The sequence below is a fragment of the Saccharopolyspora sp. NPDC049357 genome, from assembly GCF_040677225.1.
In the GTDB taxonomy this organism is placed as follows: domain Bacteria; phylum Actinomycetota; class Actinomycetes; order Mycobacteriales; family Pseudonocardiaceae; genus Saccharopolyspora.
Map to the genome: position 1 here is coordinate 156,125 of NZ_JBFAQJ010000009.1, position 23,372 is coordinate 179,496.

Sequence of the window (23,372 nt, forward strand, 5' to 3'; positions counted from 1 at the left end):
GAGAAGGGCCGTCCCCATCGGGGGCGGCCCTTCTGCTGTGCGTCACGCGAACAGGTGACCCATTCGGGTCATCTCCGGGTGTGTTGGACTGGGGGGCGTCGCCGGTGGATTGGATGGGGAGTTCGATGCGCGGTTTTTCCAGGTCGTTCGCGGTGTGCGTGGCCGGGATCATGGCCTTGGCCGGGTGCACGAACACCGCGCCTCCACCGGAGCAGCCGGCCCCGCAGAGCTCCGACGCGCTGCCCGGTGAGGGCGTGCCGTCGGTGGTGCCGCAGCCGGAGCTGCTCGACAGGCTCGGCGACGACGTCGCGGTCCGCGGCAAGGTCGAGGTCGTGGTGGACCCGCTGGTGGACCGGCAGACCAAGGACCTCGCCAAGCAGGTGCTCGAACTCGCCGGGGCCGACGAGGTCGCGATCCGCGAACCGGGCGCTCCCGCCACCGATGCCTCGCTGCGGGTGCGGATCGGCGAGCGCACCTCGCCGACCGTGGTCAAGGGCCTGCAGGAGGCGGGCATGGGTGCCCCGGTCCCGATGGACAAGGAGGCGTACGTGCTGGCGGTGCGCCCGGACACCGACATGGAGGTGTTCATCGGCGCATCCGACCCGGCCGGGGCCTACTACGGGGTGCAGACGCTGCGGCAGCTCGTCTCGCCCGGCCGCATCGCGGGAGTGTCCGTGCTGGACCGGCCGGCGATGCCGCTGCGCGGCGCGATCGAGGGCTTCTACGGCCCGCCGTGGACGCACCAGGAGCGGATGGACCAGCTGGCGTTCTACGGCGACGTCAAGCTCAACACCTACATCTACGCGCCCAAGGACGACCCGTACCACCGCGAGAAGTGGCGCGAGCCCTACCCGGCGCAGGAGCTCGGCGAGGTCCGCGAGCTGATCGGGCAGGCCGGTGCGCACCACGTGAAGTTCACCTTCGCGCTCTCGCCGGGCAACTCCATCTGCTACAGCGATCCGCGCGATTTCCAGGCGCTGCAGGCGAAGTTGCAGGCCATGTACGACGAGGGCGTCCGCGACTTCTCGCTGCCGCTGGACGACATCTCCTACACGCGCTGGAACTGCGCGGGTGACGAGCGCGCCTACGGCCGTCCCTCGGAGGGCTCGGCCGGGCGGGCGCAGGCCGACCTGCTCAACAAGGTGCAGCGCGAGTTCGTCGACACCCACCCCGGGGTGGCGCCGCTGCAGTTCGTGCCGACCGAGTACTCCGACGTCGAGGACTCGGAGTACAAGACGGCGATCCGCGAAGCGCTGGACCCGAGGGTGCTGGTGATGTGGACCGGCGACGGCGTGATCCCGCGCCAGATCACCGTTTCCGACGCCGAGCAGGCCGAAACCGTGTGGGGCCGAAAGGTTTTCCTTTGGGACAACTACCCGGTCAACGACTTCAACGGCTCGCGTGGCCGGATCATGCTCGGCTCCTACGACAAGCGCGAGCGCGGGCTCAGCGATCAGCTGGCCGGTGACGTCGTCAACCCGATGAACCAGGCGGCGGCGAGCAAGGTCGTGGAGATCGGTGCGGCCGACTTCTCCTGGAACGACGAGGACTTCGACCCGCAGCGGGCCTGGCGGGCCGCGGCCGAGTACCTGGCGGGCAAGCGGCTCGCCGGTGATTCTCCCGGCGTGCAGGCGGATCCGGCGACCGCGGAGGCGCTGCTGGCGTTCTTCGACCTGGAGCACATGGCCCCGGTCGCCAACGGTTCGGCCTGGCTGCCGCCCGCTCCGGAGCTGTCCCGCCGCCTCGACGCGTTCCGCGCGGCGTGGACCGGTGGCGACCGCCGCGCGGCGGTGCGGGACCTGCGGGCCTACGCGGAGCTCGTCGCCAACGCCCCGGAACGCATTCGCACCGGAGCGCCGAGGGACTTCGTCACCGACACCGATCACTGGCTGACCGCGACCGACCAGTGGGGGCAGGCCCTGCTCGCGACGGCCGACGGCCTGCAAGCCCGGGCTTCCGGCGATGAGGCCATGGCCAAGGCGCGCTTCGACGAGGCGCGCTGGGCGGCGGACGCGGCCGAGCGCATCCACTCCACGACCGCCGAGGTCCGCCCGGCGGGTCAGGTCCTGGTCGCGGACGGAGTCCTCGACGCGTTCCTGACCGAGGCCCCCGGCCTGCGGTGATCAGGGCACCGGGCAGTCGTCCGAACCGCCCGTGATCAACCCGGTCGGTTCGGACTAGAACTGCCCGCTGCCGGCGTCGTCTCGGTAGATGTCGACCAGATCGATCTCCTGGGCCTCCCACCTGTCGTAGAGCGCGTCGCGGCCGAAGCGCGCCACGAGCTGCGACTCCGCGCGGGTGATCGGAACGAGCGTGATCAGCTGCAGGACGGGGACGCCCTCGTCGAGCAGGACGTCGAACTCGTCGCCCAGGTACGGGTGCGGTGCCGCCATCGCGCCCGCGATCGCCGTGTCCGGCAGCAGGATGCGGTCGTTCATGATCAGCGCGCCGTAGCCGACGCGCGCCTGCGACTCGGTGAGCAGCTCGGCGACCACGCCCACCAGGTGCTTGGCGTAGACCTCCTGATCCCGGCGCAGAGTGCACAGCAGCTCCTGCGGCAGCGGTGCTCCGGCGGTGTGCTCGCGGAGTCCGCTGGTCAGCACGGTCACGTGCGTGCCGTCGGCGTGGTCGCAGTAGACGAGGTTGTAGGCCCGCTCCCGCCCACCGGCGCTCCGGCTGTCGGCACCCCGAACGCGTCCGACGTGCGTCTCCACGTGCGCCGGGAACCCCTTGAACCTGCTCATGCCCCACCTCTAGTTCGACCGACGCGCATCCTATGGGGTGGATGCGTCCGGTCGAATAGGCTCGGGGGGTGGCTGACGCTCTCGAGATGAAATCACCGGCCGAGGTCGCGGCGGCGCTGGACGACACCGGTTACCTGCCGGACGACGGGATCGCGACCGCGGCCTTCCTGGCGATGCGGATGCGTCGCCCGCTGCTGACCGAAGGTGAACCGGGCACCGGCAAGACGGCGCTCGCGCAGGCCCTGGCAGCGGCGCTCGGCGTGAACCTGATCCGCCTGCAGTGCCACGAGGGCATCGACGCGGCCCAGGCGCTCTACGACTGGGACTTCCCGCGGCAGCTGCTGCACCTGCGCACCCTGGAAGCGGCCTCCCGCGGTGAGCTCGACGCCGACGCGGCCGAGTCCTCCCTCTACACCCCGCGATTCTTGCTGGCCAGGCCGCTGCTGCGCGCCTTGCAGGAGGCGCCGTGCGTGCTGCTGGTCGACGAGATCGACCGCGCCGACGACGAGTTCGAGGCGTTCCTGCTGGAGGTGCTCTCGGAGTACGCGGTCAGCATCCCGGAGTACGGGGAGGTCCGCGCCGAGGAGCCGCCGATCGTCATCCTCACCTCCAACCGCACCCGCGAGGTCCACGACGCCCTCAAGCGCCGCTGCCTCTACCACTGGCTGGAGCACCCGGACCTGGAGCGAGAGGTCGCGATCCTGCGTCGGCGCCTGCCGGGCGTCGACGGTCGCCTGGCGGAGCAGGTCGCCGCGGCCCTCCAGCGCATGCGCCAGATGGAGCTCCTCAAGCCCCCGGGCGTCGCCGAAGCCCTCGACTGGACCCAAGCCCTCCAGGCCCTGGGCGCCACGTCACTGGACACGGAAACGGCCGCCACGACCCTCGGCGCGGTCCTCAAGTACCGAGAAGACGCGGAAAGAGTCCGCTCAGCAGGCATCCTCACCCCCTGACCGGACTTCAGTGGAACTCGGAAACCGGACTTCAGTGGAACTCGCGTCCCCGATTTCAGTGGAACTTGGGTCCCCGATTTCAGTGGAAGTCGGGTTCCGGATTTCAGTGGAAGTCGGGTTCCCGGTTTCAGTGGAAGTTGGGGGCCCGGTTTCCACTGAAATCCGTGGGACGGGTGGTGACCTGCGTTGGGAGGTGTGGTGATGGTGGAGACCGTGACGGGGTTGGTGGGGTTCGCGCGGGCTCTGCGGCACTCGGGGATGGCCGTGGGGCCGAATCGGGTGCAGAGCTTCCTGGCTGCGGTGGAGCAAATTGGGCTCGACGAGCGGGAGGGCGTGTACTGGGCCGGGCGGTTGACCTTGTGTTCCGAGCCCGATGACGTCGCGCGCTACGACGCCGCGTTCGAGACCTGGTTCAGCGCGGAGCCGATGCAGGTGGAACAGCCCGGGAAGCCGGTGTCGCGCCCCGCGAAGATCGCGGCGCTGACGGCCGAGACGTCCGACGGAGAGGGCGAGGGGGAGTCCGATGATCCCCTCGCGGCGGCCGCCAGCGACGCGGAGGTGCTGCGCAACCGCGATGTCACCGAGCTCAGCGCTGCCGAACGCGACCACCTCCGCCGGATGCTGGCGGTGCTGCGCCTCGAACCTCCGACGCGCCCGGCGTTGCGGCGCGAGCCGGGCAAGCGCGGAGCGCTGAGCCCGCGCGCCACGTTGCGCGCGATGCTGCGGTCCGGGGGCGAGCCGGTGCGCCTGCCCCGGCAGCACCGCTCGCGGCGTGCTCGTCGCGTCGTGCTGCTCATCGACGTCTCCGGTTCGATGAGCCCGTACTCGGACGCGCTGCTGCGCTTCGCGCACGTCGTGGTCCGCCGGGCTCCGGCGAGCACGGAGGTCTTCACGCTCGGCACCCGGATGACCCGCGTGAGCAGGCAGTTGCGCCAGCGCGATCCGGAATCCGCGTTGCAGGCGGCTTCTCGCGCGGTCCCCGACTTCTCCGGCGGCACACGACTGGGCGACACTCTCCGGGTGTTCTTGGACAGGTGGGGTCAGCGCGGCATGGCGCGCGGCTCCGTCGTGGTGCTCTTCTCCGACGGCTGGGAGCGCGGCGACGCCACCGACCTGGCCGAGCAGATGCGCCGGCTGCACAGATTGGCTCGCGGCGTGATCTGGGCGAACCCGCACGCGGGCCACGACGGATATCAACCCGTGCAATCCGGAATTGTGGCGGCCCTCCCGCACGTTGACCGGATGGTGGCCGGTCACAGTCTGAGGTCGCTGGAAGACATCTGGTCATGGGTTCGCAGACTTTCCCAGTCCGGGGAGCAGCTCCCCGGCGTGCCGGTCGGTTTCGCCTGACACCGGCCCGGGTGGATGCTTGGAGGGGCCAGGACGGCCCGTGGAGGTAGGTGCACCGTGCGTGACGTGTTGGATGACTTGACCAAGCGCTGGGAGGCCGGCGAGTCCGTCGGGCTGGGCACCGTGGTGGCCACGTTCCGCTCCGCCCCACGCCCGCCGGGTGCGTCGATGCTGGTCACGCGGGAAGGCGAGGCCGTGGGCAGCGTCTCCGGCGGCTGCGTCGAAGGCGCGGTCTACGAGGAGGGCTCCACGGTCCTGAAGGGCTCGGAACCGGTGCTGCGCCGCTACGGCGTCAGCGACGACGACGCCTTCGCGGTGGGCCTGACCTGCGGCGGGATCCTCGACATCTTCGTCGAGCGGATCGACCGCGAGACCTTCCCGGACCTCGACGAGGTCGCCGCCTCGGTGCGCGCGGAGGAGCCGGTGGCGGTCGCGACCGTCATCGAGCACCCCGAGCAGGCCAAGGTCGGCACCCACCTGCTGATCTGGCGCGAGCGGGTGCGCGGCACGCTCGGCGCGTCGCGGGTGGACGACGCGGTTATCGACGACGTGCGCGGCATGCTGGCCAGCGGTCGCAGCGGCGTCATCGAGTACGGCCCGGAGGGGCAGCGCCGCGGCGAGGGCATGCGGGTGTTCGTCAACTCGTTCGAGCCGCCGCCGCGCATGCTCGTCTTCGGCGCGATCGACTTCGCCGCCGCGATGGCCCGGATGGGTGCTTTTCTCGGCTACCGGGTGACGGTGTGCGATGCGCGCCCGGTGTTCGCCACCAACAGCCGCTTCCCGGGGGTCGACGACGTCGTCGTGGACTGGCCGCACCGCTACCTCGCCCAGGAAGCGGAGGAGGGGCGCCTCGACGAGCGCACGGCGGTCATGGTGCTCACCCACGACCCGAAGTTCGACGTGCCGGTGCTCAAGGAAGCCCTGCGCATGGACGTCGGCTACATCGGCGCGATGGGTTCGCGCCGCACGCACGAGAACCGCTTGACGCGGCTGCGCGAGGAGGGCGTCACCGAGGAGGAGCTCTCCCGCGTGTCCTCGCCGATCGGTCTCGACCTGGGCGCCAGGACCCCGGAGGAGACCGCCGTCTCCATCGCCGCGGAGCTGATCGCGCTGCGCTGGGGCGGCCGCGGTGTGAGGCTCTCGGACGTGGAGGGTCCGATCCACCACGACTGAGCCCGCTTGCTCTCGCCGGAACGGCGTAGGACCCTCTAGCGGAGTGACATCCGTCACTCGGCGGATAGTCGTGTTCCCGAACGTCCGCGCTCCTGGCGAGGAGGCCGTTCCATGTCCCGCATCACCGTCAACGTAGACGGCACCAACTACACCGATGAAGTGGAACCTAGAACGCTGCTCGTGCAGTACCTGCGCGAGCGGCTCGGCAAGGTCGGCACCGTAGTCGGCTGCGACACCAGCAACTGCGGTGCCTGCACCGTCCACATGGACGGGCACAGCGTGAAGTCGTGTTCCGTCCTGGCGGTCCAGGCCGACGGCCACGACGTGACCACCATCGAAGGGCTGGCCCAGGACGGCAAGCTGCACCCGCTGCAGGAGGCCTTCCACGACAACCACGCGTTGCAGTGCGGGTACTGCACCCCCGGCATGATCATGCAGGCGCTGGACCTGCTGGCCGAGGACCCCGAACCCGACGACCAGGCGGTCCGCGAGGGCATGGAGGGCAACCTCTGCCGCTGCACGGGCTACCAGAACATCGTCCGAGCGGTGCGCGACGCCGCCCAGCGCATGGAACCCGGCGCAGGGCCCGCGGCCGAGCACACCGATGACACGCCCATGCAGCGCAAGCCCGCCGACGAGCGGACCGGCGCCGAGGCCACGGGAGGTCGCCAGTCATGACCGCTGTGGCAGAGCCGGAACTCGGGCGTTCCCGCAAGCGCAAGGAGGACGCGCGGCTGATCACCGGCCGCACGCGCTGGACCGACAACCTCGCGCCCAGCGGAACGCTGCACCTGGCGATCCTGCGCTCACCGATGGCGCACGCCAAGATCACCGCGATCGACACCGAGGCCGCCAAGGAATCTCCCGGCGTGGTCGCGGTCGTCACCGGCCGCGACATCGCCGACGTCCAGGGCAGCCTGCCCTGCGCGTGGCCGATCACCGAGGACATGAAGGCCCCGGCGGCCCCGGCGATGGCCGTCGAGGAGGTGCGCTTCGCGGGTGAAGCGGTGGCGATGGTGGCCGCCCGCTCGGCCGCCGAGGCGCGCGACGCGATGGACGCCATCGACGTCGACTACGAGGACATGCCGGTCGTGCTGGACATGCCCTCGGCGATCGAATCGGGATCGCCGCTGGTCCACCAGGACCTGGGCACCAACACCAACGCCGTGTGGACCTTCGACTCGGCCGAGGCCGGGACCGGCGGTGACGTCGAGCAGGCCCTGTCCGGCGCGGAGGTGCTCGTCGAGCGGACCTTCCGCCAGCAGCGGCTGATCCCGGCGTTCATGGAGCCGCGCTCGGTCGTCGTCGACCCGACCGGTGAGCAGATCACCGTCTGGTCGGCCACCCAGGTCCCGCACATCCTGCGGGTCATGCTGGCCATGACGCTGGGCGTCGCCGAGAGCAAGATCCGGGTCATCGCACCCGACGTCGGCGGCGGTTTCGGCGGGAAGCTCCAGGTCACGCCGGAGGAGGTCCTCGCGTTCCTGATGGCGCAGCGGCTCGGCCGTCCGGTGAAGTGGACCGAGACCCGCTCGGAGACCATGGTTTCGGCGCACCACGGCCGGGACCAGATCCAGAAGCTGTCGATGGCGGCGACCCGCGACGGCCGGATCACCGGGCTCAAGGTCGAACTGCTCGCCGACATGGGCGCCTACCTGCGGCTGGTCACACCGGGCGTGCCGATCCTGGGCGCCCTGATGTTCAACTCGATCTACAAGATCCCGGCGTACCACTTCAGCTGCACCAACGTGTTCACCAACAAGACGCCGACCGATGCCTACCGCGGCGCCGGGCGACCGGAGGCCACCTTCGGCATCGAGCGGATGATGGACGAGCTGGCCGCCGAACTGGGCATGGAACCCATGGAGGTGCGGCGCAAGAACTGGATCGCCCACGAGGAGTTCCCGTACGACACGGTCGCGGGCCTGACCTACGACTCGGGCAACTACGAGGCCGCCACCGACAAGGCGATGGAGCTGTTCGGCTACACCTCGCTGCGCGAGGAGCAGGAGCGGCGCCGTCGCGAGAACGACCCGGTCCAGCTGGGCATCGGCATCTCCACCTTCACCGAGATGTGCGGGCTGGCGCCCTCGCGGGTGCTGGGGTCGCTGTCCTACGGCGCGGGCGGCTGGGAGCACGCGGCGATCCGGATGCTGCCCACCGGCAAGGTCGAGGTCGTCACCGGTTCCTCCCCGCACGGTCAGGGGCACGAGACGGCGTGGAGTCAGATCGTGGCCGACCGGCTCGGCGTTGCCTTCGACGACGTCGAGGTGCTGCACGGCGACACCCAGGTCTCGCCGCGCGGCATGGACACCTACGGCTCCCGCTCCTTGACCGTGGGCGGCATGGCCGTGGTCGCCGCCGCCGACAAGGTCATCGACAAGGCCCGGCCGATCGCCGCGCACATGCTCGAATGCGCCGAGGAGGACCTGGAGTTCTCCTCGGGCAGGTTCGGCGTGCGCGGCACCGATCGGGGCGTGGCGATGGGCGAGGTCGCGCTCGCGGTGTTCGCCGCGCACGACCTGCCCGACGGGGTGGAGCCGAACCTGGACTCCGACGCGACGTTCGACCCGGAGAACTTCTCGTTCCCGCACGGCACCCACCTCTGCGCGACCGAGGTGGACACCGAGACCGGGCACGTGAAGATCCGCAAGTACGTGTGCGTGGACGACATCGGATCGGTGATCAACCCGCTGATCGTGGAGGGCCAGGTGCACGGCGGTCTCGCCCAGGGCATCGCGCAGGCGCTCTACGAGGAGGCCGTCTACGACGAGGGCGGCACGCTCACCACGGGCACGCTGGCCGACTACCTGGTGCCCTCGGCGGCCGACCTGCCGGAGTTCACCACCGACCGCACCGAGACCCGCGCGACCTCGAACGCCCTGGGCGTCAAGGGCGTGGGGGAGGCGGGAACGATCGCCTCCACACCCGCGGTGGTGAACGCGATCGTCGACGCGCTGCGGCCGATGGGCGTCAACGACGTCGAGATGCCCTGCTCACCGCAGCGCGTGTGGCGGGCGGTGACCGGCGCTCGCGCGTCCGGGAAGACGGCGCCGGAGGCCGGCGGCGGACTCGGCTCGATGAACCCCCATGGAGGTACCCGGTGATCCCGGCCCAGTTCGAATACGTCGCGCCCTCGACCGTGGACGAGGCCGTCGCCGCGCTGGCGGCGGCGGGCGAGGACGCCAAGGTGCTCGGCGGTGGGCAGAGCCTGCTGCCCGTGCTGCGGATGCGGATGGCCGATCCGAGCACGATCGTCGACGTCGGTCGCATCCCGGAGATGCGGGGCGTCCGCGAGGACGGCGACAAGCTCGTCGTCGGCGCCATGACCACCCACTACGAGGTACAGCGGGACCCGCTGATCCAGCAGCACGCCGAGCTGATCACGCTGGCCACCCGCACCGTCGCCGACCCGCAGGTGCGCCACCGGGGCACCTTCGGCGGTTCGCTGGCGCACGCCGACCCGGCCGGTGACCTGCCGGCCCCGGCGCTCGCGCTGGACGCGGAGATGGTCATCGCCGGTCCCTCGGGCCGGCGCACCGTCCCGGCGTCGGAGTTCTTCGTCGACTACTTCACCACCGCGCTGGAACCCACCGACCTGCTGGTCGAGGTGCGGATGCCGAAGTGGACCGGCTGGAACGCGCACTACGAGAAGTTCAACCGCGTCGCCCAGGCGTGGTCGATCGTCGGAGTCGCCGCAGCGGTGCGGGTTTCCGGCGGTGCCATCGCCGAAGCGCGCATCGCGTTGACCAACATGGGCGCCACCCCCATCCGCGCGATGGGTGTGGAGCAGGCGCTGGTCGGCCAGCAGGCCACGGCCGAGGCGGTCCGCGCGGCCGCCCGGCACGCGACCGAAGGCACCAGCGCGACAGGTGATTCCAGCGCTGATTCCGACTACCGGGAACACCTCGCCGAAGTCCTGACCGGACGTGCGGTGCTGGCGGCGGCAGGCGGCTGATCCGCTCCCGCGAAGATCGGGTCTGGCGGCGTTCCGCGGAATTGCCGCCAGACCCGAATCGTTGTTGTGAGCGGGTGGTCCTTCCCGCTGAGCCGATCGGGCTATCGGCACGCCGTCCGGCCTGGGAGGCTGGTGGGTGGACTGCGTTATAGCTTCAGACTGAAACGATGGCTCTGCGCCTGAGCCGAGCACGGTCAATCAGGAGGACCTTCCAGTGGAAATGCAGCACACGTTCAGCGTTCCGGTGCCGATCGATGCGGCGTGGAAGGCGATGACCGACCCCGAACGGGTCGCTCCGTGCATGCCCGGCGCCACGCTCACCAAGGCCGAGGGCAACGAGTTCGCCGGTTCGGTGAAGGTCAAGCTCGGACCGGTGACGCTGCTGTACAAGGGAACCGGTGTCTTCAAGGACATCGACGAGAAGAACCGGCGGCTGGTCATCGACGCCAGCGGCAAGGACTCGCGCGGCAGCGGCACCGCCGCCGCGACGGTCGTGGTCACGCTGACCGACGAGGGCAGCACCACCTCCGGCACGGTCGACACCGACCTGAAGGTCACCGGCAAGCCCGCTCAGCTGGGCCGCGGCCTGATCTCCGAGGTGGGCGGCAAGATCCTGAACCAGTTCGCCGACAACCTCGCCAAGAAGCTGGAGTCCGAGCAGGAGGTCCCGGCCGCGCAGGAGAAGGCGTCGGCCGAGCCGCAGAGCACGGAGACCGCGGGTGGCGCCAACGGCAACGGTGCCGCCGCGGCAGCGGGGTCGGCGGCCGCGGGCGCCGCGGTCGGTTCGGCCCGCAAGGACACCAGCTGGCGGGTCACCCCGGCCAGCGCCGACTCGCCGAGCTCGACCACCATCGCCGAGCCGGCCGCCAACGACGAGGCCATCGACCTGCTGGGCACCGCGGGCGCACCGGTCCTCAAGCGGGCCGTCCCGGCGGTGATCGGTCTGCTGGTGGCGTTCATCGTGCTGCGCCGCTTCAAGAAGCGCCGCGCCCGCAAGCGCGCCTCGTAAGCACTTCCCCAGGTGCGGGGCTCGAGCCTCAGTCCCGCAGGAGCGCTCCGACCCGGCCGAGCCGGTCGAGCCACCACCGCTGCACGTCGGCGGGGGGAGTGGCGGCCGCGACCAGCGCCGGGTCGGGCTCCGGGGGCTTCGACAGCACCGGCAGGAATCCCTGCTCGGGCAGCAGCGAATCGGCGACCACGTCGCCGTCGAGCAGCGCCATGGTGCCCAGCCCGCACGCGAACGGCAGCTCGGGCAGCGCGCCGGCCAGCGCCAGCTGCGCCGACAGGCCCACGCTGGTCTCCACCGCCGAGGACACCACGCACGGCAGACCGCACGCCTCGGCGACCTGCAGCGCTCGGCGGACTCCGCCCAGCGGCGTCGCCTTGATGATCGCCACGTCGGCCGCTCCGGCCACGGCCACGCGCATCGGGTCCTCGGCGCGGCGGATGCTCTCGTCGGCGGCGATGCGCACGTCGACCTTGCGCCGCACGGCGGCGAGCTCCTCGATGCTCGGGCACGGCTGCTCGGCGTACTCCAGGCCCTGGGCGGCGGCGTCGAGCTCGCGGATGCGGCTGACGGCGGTGTCGACGTCCCACGCCGCGTTGGCGTCGACCCGGATCGCGCCGTCGGGCCCGAGCGCGTCCCGGACGGCGGCGACCCGCTCCAGGTCTTCGGCGGCGGTCTGGCCGGGATCGGCGATCTTGATCTTCGCGGTCCGGCACCCGGAGCGCGCCACGATCTGCGCGGCCTTCTCGGCGGACACGGCGGGGACGGTGCAGTTGACGGGGATCCGGTCCCTGACCGGCTCCGGCCAGTGCTCACCGCACGCCTCGAACGCCGCCTTCAACCACGGAACCGCGCTGGCGTCGTCGTAGTCCTCGAACGGGCAGAACTCGCCCCACCCGGCAGGTCCCGACATGAGCACCCCGCGTCGCACGGTGATCCCGCGAAACCGGTTCCGCATCGGCAACGCGTACACCCGCACGGCGTCCAGTTCCGCTGGATCGAAGCTCGCCATGACCCAATCCTTTCAGCCCGAACCCACCTCCGCGCCCCCGAGGTGCAGCCGGAATTCAGTGGAAGTCCGCCCCCGATTTCCATTGAAATCCGGTTCCAGACTTCCACTGAAATCGGGTTGACGAGGTGATGTCCGTGATCGGACGGCCTCGGACGGGGGTTACGCGACGCTGGGGCGGCCGAGGTCGAAGACGTCGACCTCGAAGCGGGCCCACTGCTGGCGCAGGGCGGTGACGCCGTGGTCGAGGATGTAGTTGAGCTCGCCCAGCGTGACAGGGAGGAGGGTGAAGACCTGGAGCTGCTCGGTGCCCTCCGGGTCGGTGAAGCGGGTGAACTCCGACGGGAAGATCGGATGTCCGCTGGCCAGGACGCCGTGGAACTCGGTTCCCGGCAGCAGCGGCTTCTCGTTCGGCACTATCTGGTCGGGGACCAGGAAGGTGCGGTTCTGCACCAGCAGTTCCGAGGTGAGGTCGACCAGGTGTCGGGCGGCTTCGGCCTGCTCCCGGTAGACCGTGCAGGCCAGCTCCTGGGCGGGGTGGACGCCCAGCGGCTGGAACCGCAGGCCGCTGCTGATCACCGTCGTCAGATGGAGTTCCTCGAGGTGGAAGAACACCAGACCGTAGCCGCGGTTGGTGCCGTTCACGTTCGGCGGCTCGGCTCCCGTGGGGGCGCCGGCGTAGCGTTCCAGGTTCTCCGCGAGGCCGACGAAGCGGTGCGCACCGCCCATCGCCGGCCGTTCGTGCTCGGTTTCCATCCGATCTCCAGTGTCTTGCAGCTCAGACGCTGCGTTCGTTCATCGCAACGGTAGCTGCAAAGCAGCCGAACGCGGGCCCCTTTTGGGTGACAGCTATCCGGGGCTCACCCGGAGTTTCCGTCACCCGGCGTCCGGGATTGCCGGGCCGAGCAGGTCATCGGCGTCCACGATCCGGTAGGCGTAGCCCTGTTCGGCGAGGAACCGCTGCCTGTGCGCGGCGTAGTCGGTGTCCAAGGTGTCGCGCGAGACGACCGAGTAGAAGTGCGCCTGCTTGCGCTCGGCCTTGGGCCGCAGCAGCCGACCGAGCCGCTGCGCCTCCTCCTGCCGGGACCCGAAGGTGCCCGACACCTGCACGGCGACCGAGGCCTCGGGCAGGTCGATCGAGAAGTTGGCGACCTTGGACACCACGAGCCGGCTGATCTCGCCGCGCCGGAACGCGTCGAAGAGCTCCTCGCGCTCCTTGTTCTTCGTCGAGCCCTCGATGATCGGCGCTTCCAGCGCCTCGCCGAGCTCGTGCAGCTGGTCCAGGTAGGCGCCGATGACCAGGGCGGGCTCGTCCGGGTGCTGGTCGAGGATCGCCTTGACCACCGGGGCCTTGGTGCGCGCGGTCGCGCAGAGCTTGTAGCGCTCCTCGGCTTCGGACGTGGCGTACTGCAGGCGCTCGTTGTCGGTCAGCGTCACCCGCACCTCGACGCACTCCGCGGGCGCGATCCAGCCCTGGGCCTCGATGTCCTTCCACGGGGCGTCGTAGCGCTTGGGGCCGATCAGCGAGAACACGTCGCCTTCCCGGCCGTCCTCGCGGACGAGGGTGGCGGTCAGGCCGAGCCGGCGCCGGGACTGCAGGTCGGCGGTCATCCGGAACACCGGGGCGGGCAGCAGGTGCACCTCGTCGTAGACGACCAGGCCCCAGTCGCGGGAGTCGAACAGCTCCAGGTGCTTGTACTCGCCCTTGGAACGGCGGGTGATCACCTGGTAGGTCGCGATGGTGACCGGCCGGATCTCCTTCTTCTCACCGGAGTACTCGCCGATCTCCTCCTCGGTCAGCGAGGTCCGCTCGATCAGCTCGCGCTTCCACTGGCGGCCGGCGACGGTGTTGGTGACCAGGATCAACGTGGTCGCCGCCGCCTCGGCCATGGCCGCCGCGCCGACCAGCGTCTTGCCTGCGCCGCAGGGCAGCACGACGACGCCCGAGCCTCCGGCCCAGAACGACTGCACGGCCTGGCGCTGGTAGTCGCGCAGGTTCCAGCCGTCCTGCTCCAGCTCGATGGGGTGCGCTTCGCCGTCGACGTAGCCGGCGAGGTCTTCGGCGGGCCAGCCGACCTTGAGCAGCATCTGCTTGAGACGTCCGCGCTCGCTGGGATGCACGACGACGGTGTCGTCGTCGAGGCGAGCGCCGAACATCGGGGCGATCTTCTTGTTGCGCAGGACCTCTTCGAGCACGGCGCGGTCCACGGAGACCAGCACGAGGCCGTGCGCGGGGTCGTTGGTCAGCTGCAAGCGACCGAAGCGGCCCATGGTCTCGACGATGTCGACCAGCAGCGGCTGCGGCACGGGGTAGCGGGAGAAGCGGACCAGTCCGTCGACGACCTGCTCGGCGTCGTGCCCGGCGGCGCGCGCGTTCCACAGCGCGAGCGGCGTGATCCGGTAGGTGTGCACGTGCTCCGGCGCGCGCTCCAGCTCGGCGAAGGGTGCGATGGCGGTGCGCGCGTCATCGGCGAGGTCGTGATCGACTTCGAGCAGCAACGTCTTGTCGGACTGGACGATCAGAGGTCCGTCGGTCAAGGTGAGCGCTCCCTCGGGGATCGGGTGGAGTTTCCGCAGGTGATCAGCACTGTCGGCAGCCACCGGACGGACTCCCGGCCCAGTATTCCACTCGGGCAACACCGCCCTCGCCGGGTCCAGTCCCAGCAGCGGCGCGAAGTGACTCAAATCGCCCACGAGCCCGCGCCCGCGTCGTCCGCCGGGAGGTGCGCCGCCCGGCGGACGGGGGATTGTGGGGGTGCCGGGGTGGTGGGAGCGTTTCGTCGATCTTGTTCGGGTGCGAGGAGTGACATGGCTGCGGAGAACGCGGGGGAGCGGCTGCGGGAGTTGGAGCCCGGGGCTCGCCTGGAGGACGTGCTGGAACTGTTCGACTCGCTGCCCCCGGTGGGGGTCGAGGAGCTGGTGGGCACCTGGCGGGGCAACGGGATCGACACCGGGAACCCGTTCGACGGGCTGCTGGAGCGGTTCGGCTGGTACGGCAAGCGCTTCGGAGGAGCGGACGACGCCCACCCGCTGCTGTTCGCGGCGAGCCGAGGACGCGTGGTGAGCATCAACCCGGCGTTCATGCCGGTCGGGCTGATGCTCGGCATCGCCGACAGGCTCAACAACCCCGTCGTGGCGGCGCTGTTCCGGATCTCGATGCCGCTGATGACCACGGCAAAACCCCGCGCGCGGCTGCGGATGGTCGAGTACCGGGGCGTGTCCTCCGCCGCGATGGTCTACGACGCGCTGCCGATCCACGACCCGTTCCGCAAGGTCGACGAGGACACGCTGCTGTGCGCGATGGACCTGCGCGGCATGGACGAGCCGTTCATGTTCGTGCTGCGCCGCGATGCCGCGTAGGAACACGTTTTCCCTGGCTGGGTAGATTGCTGGTGGCGAACTCGACCACGGAGGACTAGTGACCTACCCACCGCAACCGGATCCTCACGGTGCGCAGTCCGGGCCGTATCCGGGCGGCTGGCCCGGTCAGCCCCCGCAGCAGGGCTACCCGTTCCCGCAGCAGGGTTCCGACGCCTTCTGGCGACAGGTCGCGGGCAACCAGCAGCCGCCTCCGCCGCCGAAGAAGAAGCGCACCGGTCTCATCGTCGGGCTCGTCGTCGGCGGTGTGCTGCTGCTGACCGGGGGCATCGTCGGGATCTCGCTGGCGGTGATCGCCGGCAACCGGATCGAGGCCGGCGACTGCATGGAGCTGCTCGACGAGCGCGGTGGCCCGATGGCCCCGGCCGACTGCGGTTCGGCCGAGTCCGACTACGAGGTCGTCGAGGTCCAGACCCGCCAACGCGCCGAGTGCGGCGACGACTACGTCAACTACGCCGAGGGCACCGCCTACTGCGTCGTCCTCGACGTCAAGGTGGGCGACTGCCTGACGCCCTTCCAGGAGGATGAGGGCGTCCTGCCGTTGAAGATCGAGTGCTCCCGGTCGGAGGACCAGGTCACCAGGGTGGTCGGTGGGCAGGACCCGGAGTCCGCGTGCGGGGAGAACGAGGGCTACTACGTCTTCACCCGCAAGACCGTGTGCTTCGGGGACGTTCGGGGCATCTGACGTTTACTACCGCTAACGAAGCCGGTCTGCTGTGATGGAGCACGACGATCGGTGGGGCGAGGAGGCAGCACGAATGGGCAGCGAGGATCGCACGGTTCGCGACATCACCCGGGGTTTGATGCGTGAACTCGGGCTGACCACGGTGTTCGGCAACCCGGGCACGACGGAGGTCCCCTTCCTGACGGGATGGCCCGACGACTTCCACTACGTGCTCGGGCTGCAGGAGTCCGTGGTGGTCGCGATGGCCGACGGCTACGCGCAGTCCCGCCGCGAACCGGTGCTGGTCAACCTGCACTCGGCCGGTGGTGTCGGGCACGCGCTGGGCGCGGTGTTCACCGCTTACCGCAACCGCACCCCGATGATCATCACCGCTGGTCAGCAGACCCGCAGCCTGATGTTCAACGAACCGTTCCTGGGCGCCACAGAGGCGCCGAACTTCCCCAAGCCCTACGTGAAGTGGAGCTACGAGCCGGCCAGGGCCGCGGATGTCCCGGCCGCGCTGGTGCGCGCCTACCAGATGGCGACGACCCCGCCGTACGGTCCGGTCTTCCTGTCCGTGCCCGCCGACGACTGGGACGAGCCCGGCGTGGAGGTCCCCGCGCGCCCGCGCACGCCGGGATTCGCGCCCGACCCGCAGGCCATCGCCGGGCTCGCCGAGGCGCTGCGCGACTGCGAGCGGCCCGCGTTCGTCACCGGCCCGGCGGTCGACGCCGACGGCGTGGTGGACGAGATGGTGCGGCTGGCCGAGAAGACCAAGGCCGCGGTGTACGCACCGCCGATGTCCCCGCGCTGCTCCTTCCCGGAGGACCACCCGTGCTTCGCCGGGTTCCTGCAGCCCGAGCAGCGGCTGCTCAGCCAGGAGCTCTCCGGCTACGACCTGGTCGTGGTGTGGGGCGCTCCGGCGTTCACCTACCACGTCTACCGGGGTGAGGCCGAGGTCGCGCTGCCCGAGCTCTTCCTGGTCAACGACGACGCCGACGTGCTGGCCCGCGCCCGCTCCGGTCGAGGCGTGATGGGCACGATGGCGCACGCGGTTCCGCAGGTCAACGCGCTGCTCGACGATCTGGACCGGTCGGCGCCGACGACCATGGCGCGGCCGGACAAGCCCGTCGCGACCACGCCGATGACGGCCTCCTACGTCTTCGACACCCTCGTCGGTCAGCTCCCCGCCGACGCGGCCGTCGTCGAGGAGACCCCGAGCCACCGCAACGACCTGCACGAGTACTTCCCCGTCCGCTCCACCGACGGCGGGTTCTTCACCGGGTTCTCCGGCGCGCTGGGCTACGGCGTCGGCGCCGCGGTCGGCGTCGGCATGGCCAACACCGCCCGGCGGACCGTGGCGCTGCTGGGCGACGGTTCGAGCATGTACGGCATCCAGTCGCTGTGGACGGCCGTGCGCGAGCAGGCACCGGTCACCTTCGTGATCATGGACAACTCGCGGTACGCCGCCGTGGCCGTGCTGGGCGAGGCCGCCGGTGGCAGCAAGCTGCCGGGCGTGGACCTCGGCGGCATCGACTTCGTCTCGCTGGCCACCAGCCTCGGCTGCCCGGCCAAGCTCATCCAAACCCCGGAGGAGCTGGCCGAAGCCCTGCCCGAGGAGTTCGCGGGCAAGCAGGGCCCGAGCCTGCTGCACATCAAGGTCGACCCAGGCCAACGCTTCCTGTACTGATCGGGAACCTGTCAGTGGTCATCCTGCTCAGCGGTGCGGGTGGCGGAACCTGACACGCCGTCTGGACTCCGTGCGCCACTCCTTGAGCATTCCGCTTACCCAGGGGGTGGACATCGGCGTCGCGGCGTACTCGCCAGGCGACGTGTCAGAACCCGCGGCGATGCCGGTTGCTCAGGTGGTTCTCACTGCTCGCGGCTTCGCCGCCTGCGCGCGGGTCGTAGTGGTCCTGAACGACGAAGAGGCGGCCTCGACCAGGTGTGGTCGGGGCCGCCCACGTCGTCGTGGTCAGGAGACCTGGGTGGTCTCCGCTGCTGAGGCCTGGGACGCGCCTGCGCTCTTGACGTCGAGGAGGCGGGCCACCTCGCTCCGCAGGTGCACGAAGGTCTCGGACTCCCTGGTGGTGATCTGGTCGCGCTCGGTGCCGAGCGGGATCTCCAGGTCCTTGACGATCGTGGCCGGGGACTTCGACAGCACGAAGACCCGGTCGGAGAGGTAGATGCTCTCGTCGATGTCGTGGGTGACCAGCAGGACCGTGCTGTCGAACTGCTTGCGGACCCGCAGCAGCAGGTCCTCCAGCTCGAAGCGGGTCTGGGCGTCCACCGACGCGAACGGCTCGTCCATCAGCAGCAGCGCAGGTCGGCAGGCCAGGGCACGGGCGATGGACACCCGCTGCTGCATGCCGCCGGAGAGCTGCCACGGGTACTTCTTGGCGGAGGCCGACAGGCCGACCCACTCCAGCACCTCGTCGGCGCGCTCGCGCCGCTCGGACCGGCTGACGCCGCGGGCCTGCAGCGGGAACTCGACGTTGGCGCGGACCGACTTCCAGGGGAACAGCGAGCGGCTGTAGTCCTGGAACACCACGGCCAGGTCGCTGGGAACGCCGTCGACCGCCTCGCCGTGCAGCCGCACGTCGCCGGAGGTCGGCTTGATCAGGCCGGAGATGCCCCGCAGCATCGTCGACTTGCCGCAGCCGGAGGGACCGACGATGCACGCCAGCTCACCGGTGCGGACCTCGAAGGTGAGGTCGGCGATGGCCTGGTGCCCGTTCGCCCCGCCGTAGCGGTGACCGAGTCCGGAGACTTCCAGCATCGTGTTCGTTCGGGTCATTTCGGTCAGCCTCCGACAACTTGGTCAGCCGACGCCTGCGAGGGCTGCCAGCTCAGCGCACGGCGTTCCACCACGAGCAGCAGGGTGTTCAGTACGTATCCGAGGACGCCCAGCAGGACGATCCCCGCCCACATGGCCGGGAAGTCGAACTGCCGCTGGTCGTACATCAGCCGGTAGCCGATGCCGTTGGTGGACCCCACCAGCTCCGATACGACCATCAGCACCAGGGACAACGACAGGCTAACCCGCAGCCCGGCGAAGATCTTGGGCGTCGCCGCGGGCAGCACCACGCCGGTGATCCACTGGGCGCGCGGGATGCGGAACGACCGCGCGGTGTCGATCTTGACCTGGTCCACCGAGCGGACGCCGTCGACGGTGTTGAGCAGGATCGGCCACACGACGCTGAACACGATCACGGTGATCTGCATCGACGAGCCGATGCCCAGCAGCACGATGAACACCGGGACCAGCACCGGTGAGGGGATGGCGCGCATGAACGCCATCAGCGGCCCGACGAAGTCCAGCAGGTTGCGCGAGCGGCCGAGCAGGGTGCCCAGCGCGACGCCGATGACCGCGGCCAGCACCCACCCGAAGGCGACCCGGCCGAGGCTGGCGAACAGGTCGCCGGTGGCCTCGCTGGTCAGGAAGAGCGATTCCGGAGGTCCGGAGAACCACTTCTGCCCGGCGGTGGCGAGGATCTTGCTCGGCGACGGGAAGAACGGGTGCTGCGCGATTTGGGTCACCAATTCCCACAGCAGAACCGCGATGATGAGCACGAGCCATTGGCGGAGGAATCCACGCGTTTTCTTCACAACGCACCCCGCAACCCGAAGTTGAATTCCAGTGAATTCACGATGTCAATTCCCGGGGAGTCGTGAAAGCCGGGAAAGAGGTGGCCCGTCACACTGCCTCCCGATCGACCGCGCTCCACGCCAGGCCTCGCTTGTGCACCGTTTCCAGCGCCTCGTTGATGAGGTAGCCGACGATGCCCGCGACGATCGTCCCGGCCAGGACCAGGTCCATCCGCCCGGCTCCGGTCGAGGCGTCCAGCACGAAGCTGCCGAGCCCGCTGCCGCCTCCTGCCAGGAACTCGGTGCTGACCACCAGGATCAGCGCCACCGAGGCCGACATCCGGATGCCGGTGAGCACGAACGGCGCGGCGTTGGGCAGCAGCACGGTGAACATCGTGCGGGCCCGGCCGAAGCCGAAGGACCGCGCGGTGTCCACCATCACCGGGTCGACCTCGTCCAACGCGTAGATGGTGTTGAACAGGATCGGCCACACAGCCGCGTACACCGCAAGGGCGATCTTGGTCTCCGGGCCGGACCCGACCAGCACGATGGCCAGCGGGATCAGCGCCACGGAGGGGATCGGCCGGAGGAACTCGATGATCGCGCGGGTGGCCACCCGGATGCCGCGCACGCTGCCCAGCAGCAGCCCGGCGGGTACGGCGATGGCGATGGAGATGCCCAGCGCGATGGCCCAGGCCAGCACGCTCGCGATCAGGTCGAGCAGGAAGGAGGGGTCGCCGAGGAGCTCGACGAACCTGGACAGCACCACCGAGGGTGGTGGGAAGTACTGGGGGTCGACGAGCCCGGACCTGCTGAAGGCTTCCCACAACAGCAGGAAGCCCAGGAGCCCGAGCAGACCCCGGATTGTTCTGGTCATGTCCCGATCAGCTCTGCGGCGGCTTGATGATCATGCTCGCCACGTCGACGTCCTTCGTGATGTAGCCGAATTCCAGCATCAATCGCGGAACGCGCTGCAAGCGGGTGGCATCTGCACGTGCGTTCAACTTCAGCAACGTGATGATGGACGCAGTTTCCTTGTCGATCTTGGCGAACTTCGGCAGCAGCGGCTCGATCTTGGCGCGGTCCTGCGCCTCGGCCACCGAGGCGGTCATCGCGCGCTGGAAGGCGGCGACGGTTTTCGGGTTCTTCTCGGCGAACTCGGAGTTGGAGACGTAGCCGCCCAGCGGCAGGTCCTCCAGCGGGCCGGCGGTGGTGTCGAGCACCGGCACGGCGTCGGCGTCGCGCGCGGCCAGGGTCAGGAAGGGCTCCACGACCATCGCTGCGTCGACCTGGCCGGCCTTGAGCGCGTTGGGCATGTTGATGAAGCCCAGCGGCACCATCTGCACCTTGTCGAAGGGCACGTTGTTGGCCTTCATCGAGGCCTTGACCAGCAGCTCGGAGATGGTGCCGGGGCCGGAGATCGCGATCCGCTTGCCCGCCAGGTCCTGCGCGGTGCGCACCCCGGAGTCCGGCGCGGACATGATCAGGCAGCTGTTGGGCACCGCCGACATGCAGTCGGCGACGATCTTGAGGTTGGCCACGCCCTTGGCCTGCGCGGCGAAGATCGGCACGTAGCTGGAGAAGGTGATGTCGAGGTCGCCGCCGATGGCGCTGTTGAGCGCGGCGCCGCCGTCGGAGGCGGGGACGATCTCGACGTTGAGGCCCTCGCGCTGGAAGTGACCGGCTTCGGCCGCCAGGTACAGCGGGGCGAGCTCGGCGGTGGGCAGTGCGCCGACGCGCAGGTTGGCCTTCTCCACCTGGCCGTTCCCGGACGACTGCTGCTCCGCGCCACCCAGCAGCCCGCAACCGCTGGAGCCCATCAGCGCTCCTGCGGTGGCCACACCGCCGGCGATTTTGAACAGGTCGCGGCGGGCTATCGGGCGGTTCTTCGGACGCATGGCGTTTCCTCCTGGCATGGCGGGGTGTGGGCCTGCGCGGGCCCTGGCGGCTGGAGCGACTTGCGTGGACCGAGGCCGTTGCGGCCGGGAAGCGGGGACTGCGTGCGCGGGGTTTCGGTGGCCGCTGCGCACATCCCGTGTCCTCGGGATCACCGACTGCATCGGTGCGCAGAACTCTAGATACCTGATCAGGGGGCGACAACAAGACGTAATGGGCTCGTTGTGTCCATTACTCGAAGGTGTGTCTCCCGTCACTGATTGGCGAAAGCAAACAACACGGACAGTGTTGTCCACATCGCGAACGGGTGATCACGCGCCAACAACGTGAAATACACGGTGAGCAAAACGACAAAAGCCGCAGATGCCTCGTACGTGACGAAGCACCTGCGGCTCGGTGGTCCCGCGGCGGGGTCCGGGTGCCGGACCGGCCGATCCTCCTCAGCACTTCGGCTGATCGGATCGGCCCGGCCCTCAGCCCTGGGGCTGACGCGAGGGTCAGCCCTGCGTCGGCCGGACGATCATCTTGGCCACGTCGATGTCCTGCTCCAGGAAGCCGAAGTCCTTCATCAGGCGCGGAACGCGCTGCAGGCGCGTCGCGTCGGCGCGCGAGTTGAACTTCAGCAGCGAGATGATCGCGGCCGTGTCCTTGTCGATCTTGGCGAACTCCGGCAGCAGCGGCTCGATCTTCGACCGGTCCTGCGACTCGGCCACCGCGCGGTCCATCGCGCGCTGGAAGGCGGCGACGGTCTTGGGGTTGTCCTGCACGAACTTCGCCGTCGCCCCGTAGCCGGTCAGCGGCAGGTCCTCCAGCGGGCCGGTGTTGGTGTCGGCCACCGGGACCGCTCCGCTGGCGCGCGCGGCCTGGGTCAGGAACGGCTCGGTCAGGATCGCCGCGTCCACCCGGCCCTGCTGGAGGGCGGCCGGCATGTTGATGAACGGGATCGCGGTGAACTCGGACTTGGAGAAGTCCACGCCGTAGGCCCGCATGGTGGCCTTGACCAGCAGTTCCGAGATGGTGCGCGGTCCGGAGATGGCGATGGTCTTGCCCGCCAGGTCCTGCGGGGTGCGCACCTTCGAGGAGGGCGAGGTCATGATCGTGGTCGTGTTCGGGGCGCCCGCGCCGCAGTCGGCCACGATCTTCAGGTCCGCCACGCCCCTGGCCTGGGCTGCGAAGAAGGGCACGTAGCTCGCGTAGGTGATGTCGTAGTCACCGCCGATGGTGCTGGTCAGAGCCGCACTGCCGTCCGAGGTCGTGACGATCTCGACGTTGAGGCCCTCCTGCTGGAAGATGCCGTTGCGCACGGCCAGGTGCAGGGGAGCGAGGTCGGTGACCGGCATGGCGCCGACCTTGATGTTGGGCTTCTCGACCGTGCCGTCACCGCCGCCAGCCGATTCGGAGCCGCCCAGCAGGCCGCATCCGCTCGCGCCCATCAGCGCTCCGGCGGTAGCCGTGCCACCTGCGAGTTTGAGCAGCCCTCTCCGCGACATAGCGCGACTGGCCAGGGTCATCGAGTCCTCCTTGCAACAGCACGACATGGGGTGCGCCGGGCGCTGCGTGAGCTCCGCTGGCTCGGCGCGGACAACCCCGAGTAGGGTCCGGCAGTTGCGTCTGTGCACTGTGGACTTGGCCACGACCTTCGATGGAGGCGCCGGG

At 69.9% G+C, this 23,372-nt stretch carries 20 protein-coding genes; 11 read left to right on the forward strand and 9 right to left on the reverse strand.

The window, feature by feature from the left end; translation table 11 throughout:
* Positions 1-125: 125 nt before the first annotated feature.
* On the forward strand, positions 126-2,123 hold the full coding sequence (locus tag AB0J91_RS10620; protein WP_363866431.1) for a beta-N-acetylglucosaminidase domain-containing protein: 1,998 nt from the start codon (positions 126-128) through the stop codon (positions 2,121-2,123).
* A gap of 54 nt (positions 2,124-2,177) precedes the next feature.
* Here the strand turns inward: AB0J91_RS10620 and AB0J91_RS10625 are convergent, their stop codons facing one another.
* The gene (locus tag AB0J91_RS10625) at positions 2,178-2,744 is read right to left on the reverse strand and encodes a suppressor of fused domain protein (protein ID WP_363866434.1); all 567 of its coding nucleotides are present in this window, start codon (positions 2,742-2,744) and stop codon (positions 2,178-2,180) included.
* Positions 2,745-2,830: 86 nt separating this feature from the next.
* Here AB0J91_RS10625 and AB0J91_RS10630 point away from each other — a divergent pair, with 86 nt between their 5' ends.
* From AB0J91_RS10630 to AB0J91_RS10660, 7 genes are all read left to right on the forward strand, one after another.
* On the forward strand, positions 2,831-3,694 hold the full coding sequence (locus AB0J91_RS10630) for a MoxR family ATPase (RefSeq protein ID WP_363866522.1): 864 nt from the start codon (positions 2,831-2,833) through the stop codon (positions 3,692-3,694).
* Between the two features lie 201 nt (positions 3,695-3,895).
* Complete coding sequence (locus AB0J91_RS10635) at positions 3,896-5,044, forward strand: VWA domain-containing protein (RefSeq protein ID WP_363866437.1); 1,149 nt, start codon at positions 3,896-3,898, stop codon at positions 5,042-5,044.
* Between the two features lie 57 nt (positions 5,045-5,101).
* Entirely contained in the window at positions 5,102-6,217 is a 1,116-nt protein-coding gene (locus AB0J91_RS10640) for an XdhC/CoxI family protein (RefSeq protein WP_363866440.1), read from the forward strand.
* Between the two features lie 111 nt (positions 6,218-6,328).
* Positions 6,329-6,895 carry a (2Fe-2S)-binding protein gene (locus AB0J91_RS10645; protein ID WP_363866443.1) on the forward strand — a complete coding sequence of 189 codons (567 nt, stop codon included), beginning with the start codon at positions 6,329-6,331 and terminating at the stop codon, positions 6,893-6,895.
* Positions 6,892-9,324, forward strand: coding sequence for a xanthine dehydrogenase family protein molybdopterin-binding subunit (locus AB0J91_RS10650; RefSeq protein ID WP_363866446.1), 2,433 nt, complete (start codon positions 6,892-6,894; stop codon positions 9,322-9,324). Before AB0J91_RS10645 ends, AB0J91_RS10650 begins: the two co-directional genes overlap by 4 nt.
* Entirely contained in the window at positions 9,321-10,175 is an 855-nt protein-coding gene (locus AB0J91_RS10655; protein ID WP_363866448.1) for a xanthine dehydrogenase family protein subunit M, read from the forward strand. Before AB0J91_RS10650 ends, AB0J91_RS10655 begins: the two co-directional genes overlap by 4 nt.
* Positions 10,176-10,389: 214 nt before the next feature.
* Complete coding sequence (locus tag AB0J91_RS10660) at positions 10,390-11,184, forward strand: SRPBCC family protein (protein ID WP_363866450.1); 795 nt, start codon at positions 10,390-10,392, stop codon at positions 11,182-11,184.
* A gap of 28 nt (positions 11,185-11,212) precedes the next feature.
* Here the strand turns inward: AB0J91_RS10660 and AB0J91_RS10665 are convergent, their stop codons facing one another.
* The 3 genes from AB0J91_RS10665 to AB0J91_RS10675 form a co-directional block, all read right to left on the reverse strand.
* Positions 11,213-12,193 carry an o-succinylbenzoate synthase gene (locus AB0J91_RS10665; protein ID WP_363866453.1) on the reverse strand — a complete coding sequence of 327 codons (981 nt, stop codon included), beginning with the start codon at positions 12,191-12,193 and terminating at the stop codon, positions 11,213-11,215.
* A 159-nt stretch (positions 12,194-12,352) separates the two neighbouring features.
* Complete coding sequence (locus AB0J91_RS10670) at positions 12,353-12,946, reverse strand: suppressor of fused domain protein (protein WP_363793290.1); 594 nt, start codon at positions 12,944-12,946, stop codon at positions 12,353-12,355.
* Between the two features lie 120 nt (positions 12,947-13,066).
* The gene (locus tag AB0J91_RS10675; RefSeq protein ID WP_363793288.1) at positions 13,067-14,728 is read right to left on the reverse strand and encodes a DNA repair helicase XPB; all 1,662 of its coding nucleotides are present in this window, start codon (positions 14,726-14,728) and stop codon (positions 13,067-13,069) included.
* A gap of 270 nt (positions 14,729-14,998) precedes the next feature.
* Here AB0J91_RS10675 and AB0J91_RS10680 point away from each other — a divergent pair, with 270 nt between their 5' ends.
* The 3 genes from AB0J91_RS10680 (at position 14,999) to mdlC (ending at position 17,922) form a co-directional block, all read left to right on the forward strand.
* Positions 14,999-15,550, forward strand: a complete 552-nt coding sequence (locus AB0J91_RS10680; protein ID WP_363866456.1) for a DUF4334 domain-containing protein — start codon at positions 14,999-15,001, stop codon at positions 15,548-15,550.
* Between the two features lie 58 nt (positions 15,551-15,608).
* Positions 15,609-16,253, forward strand: coding sequence for a hypothetical protein (locus AB0J91_RS10685; protein WP_363866459.1), 645 nt, complete (start codon positions 15,609-15,611; stop codon positions 16,251-16,253).
* A 73-nt stretch (positions 16,254-16,326) separates the two neighbouring features.
* Positions 16,327-17,922, forward strand: coding sequence for a benzoylformate decarboxylase (mdlC, locus tag AB0J91_RS10690; RefSeq protein WP_363866462.1), 1,596 nt, complete (start codon positions 16,327-16,329; stop codon positions 17,920-17,922).
* A gap of 285 nt (positions 17,923-18,207) precedes the next feature.
* On the opposite strand, the gene AB0J91_RS10695 is transcribed toward mdlC, so the two are convergent.
* The 5 genes from AB0J91_RS10695 to AB0J91_RS10715 all read right to left on the reverse strand — a co-directional run bounded on the left by AB0J91_RS10695 (position 18,208) and on the right by AB0J91_RS10715 (position 23,227).
* Positions 18,208-19,029 (reverse strand): ABC transporter ATP-binding protein, encoded by an 822-nt coding sequence (locus tag AB0J91_RS10695; RefSeq protein ID WP_363866465.1) that lies wholly within the window; start codon positions 19,027-19,029, stop codon positions 18,208-18,210.
* Positions 19,030-19,034: 5 nt separating this feature from the next.
* Complete coding sequence (locus tag AB0J91_RS10700) at positions 19,035-19,841, reverse strand: ABC transporter permease (RefSeq protein ID WP_363793278.1); 807 nt, start codon at positions 19,839-19,841, stop codon at positions 19,035-19,037.
* An 88-nt stretch (positions 19,842-19,929) separates the two neighbouring features.
* Positions 19,930-20,697: an ABC transporter permease subunit gene (locus AB0J91_RS10705; protein WP_363866468.1), complete on the reverse strand. Its 768-nt coding sequence runs from the start codon at positions 20,695-20,697 to the stop codon at positions 19,930-19,932.
* Positions 20,698-20,704: 7 nt separating this feature from the next.
* On the reverse strand, positions 20,705-21,718 hold the full coding sequence (locus AB0J91_RS10710; protein ID WP_363793275.1) for an ABC transporter substrate-binding protein: 1,014 nt from the start codon (positions 21,716-21,718) through the stop codon (positions 20,705-20,707).
* Between the two features lie 495 nt (positions 21,719-22,213).
* Positions 22,214-23,227: an ABC transporter substrate-binding protein gene (locus AB0J91_RS10715; RefSeq protein WP_363866471.1), complete on the reverse strand. Its 1,014-nt coding sequence runs from the start codon at positions 23,225-23,227 to the stop codon at positions 22,214-22,216.
* Positions 23,228-23,372 lie beyond the last annotated feature (145 nt).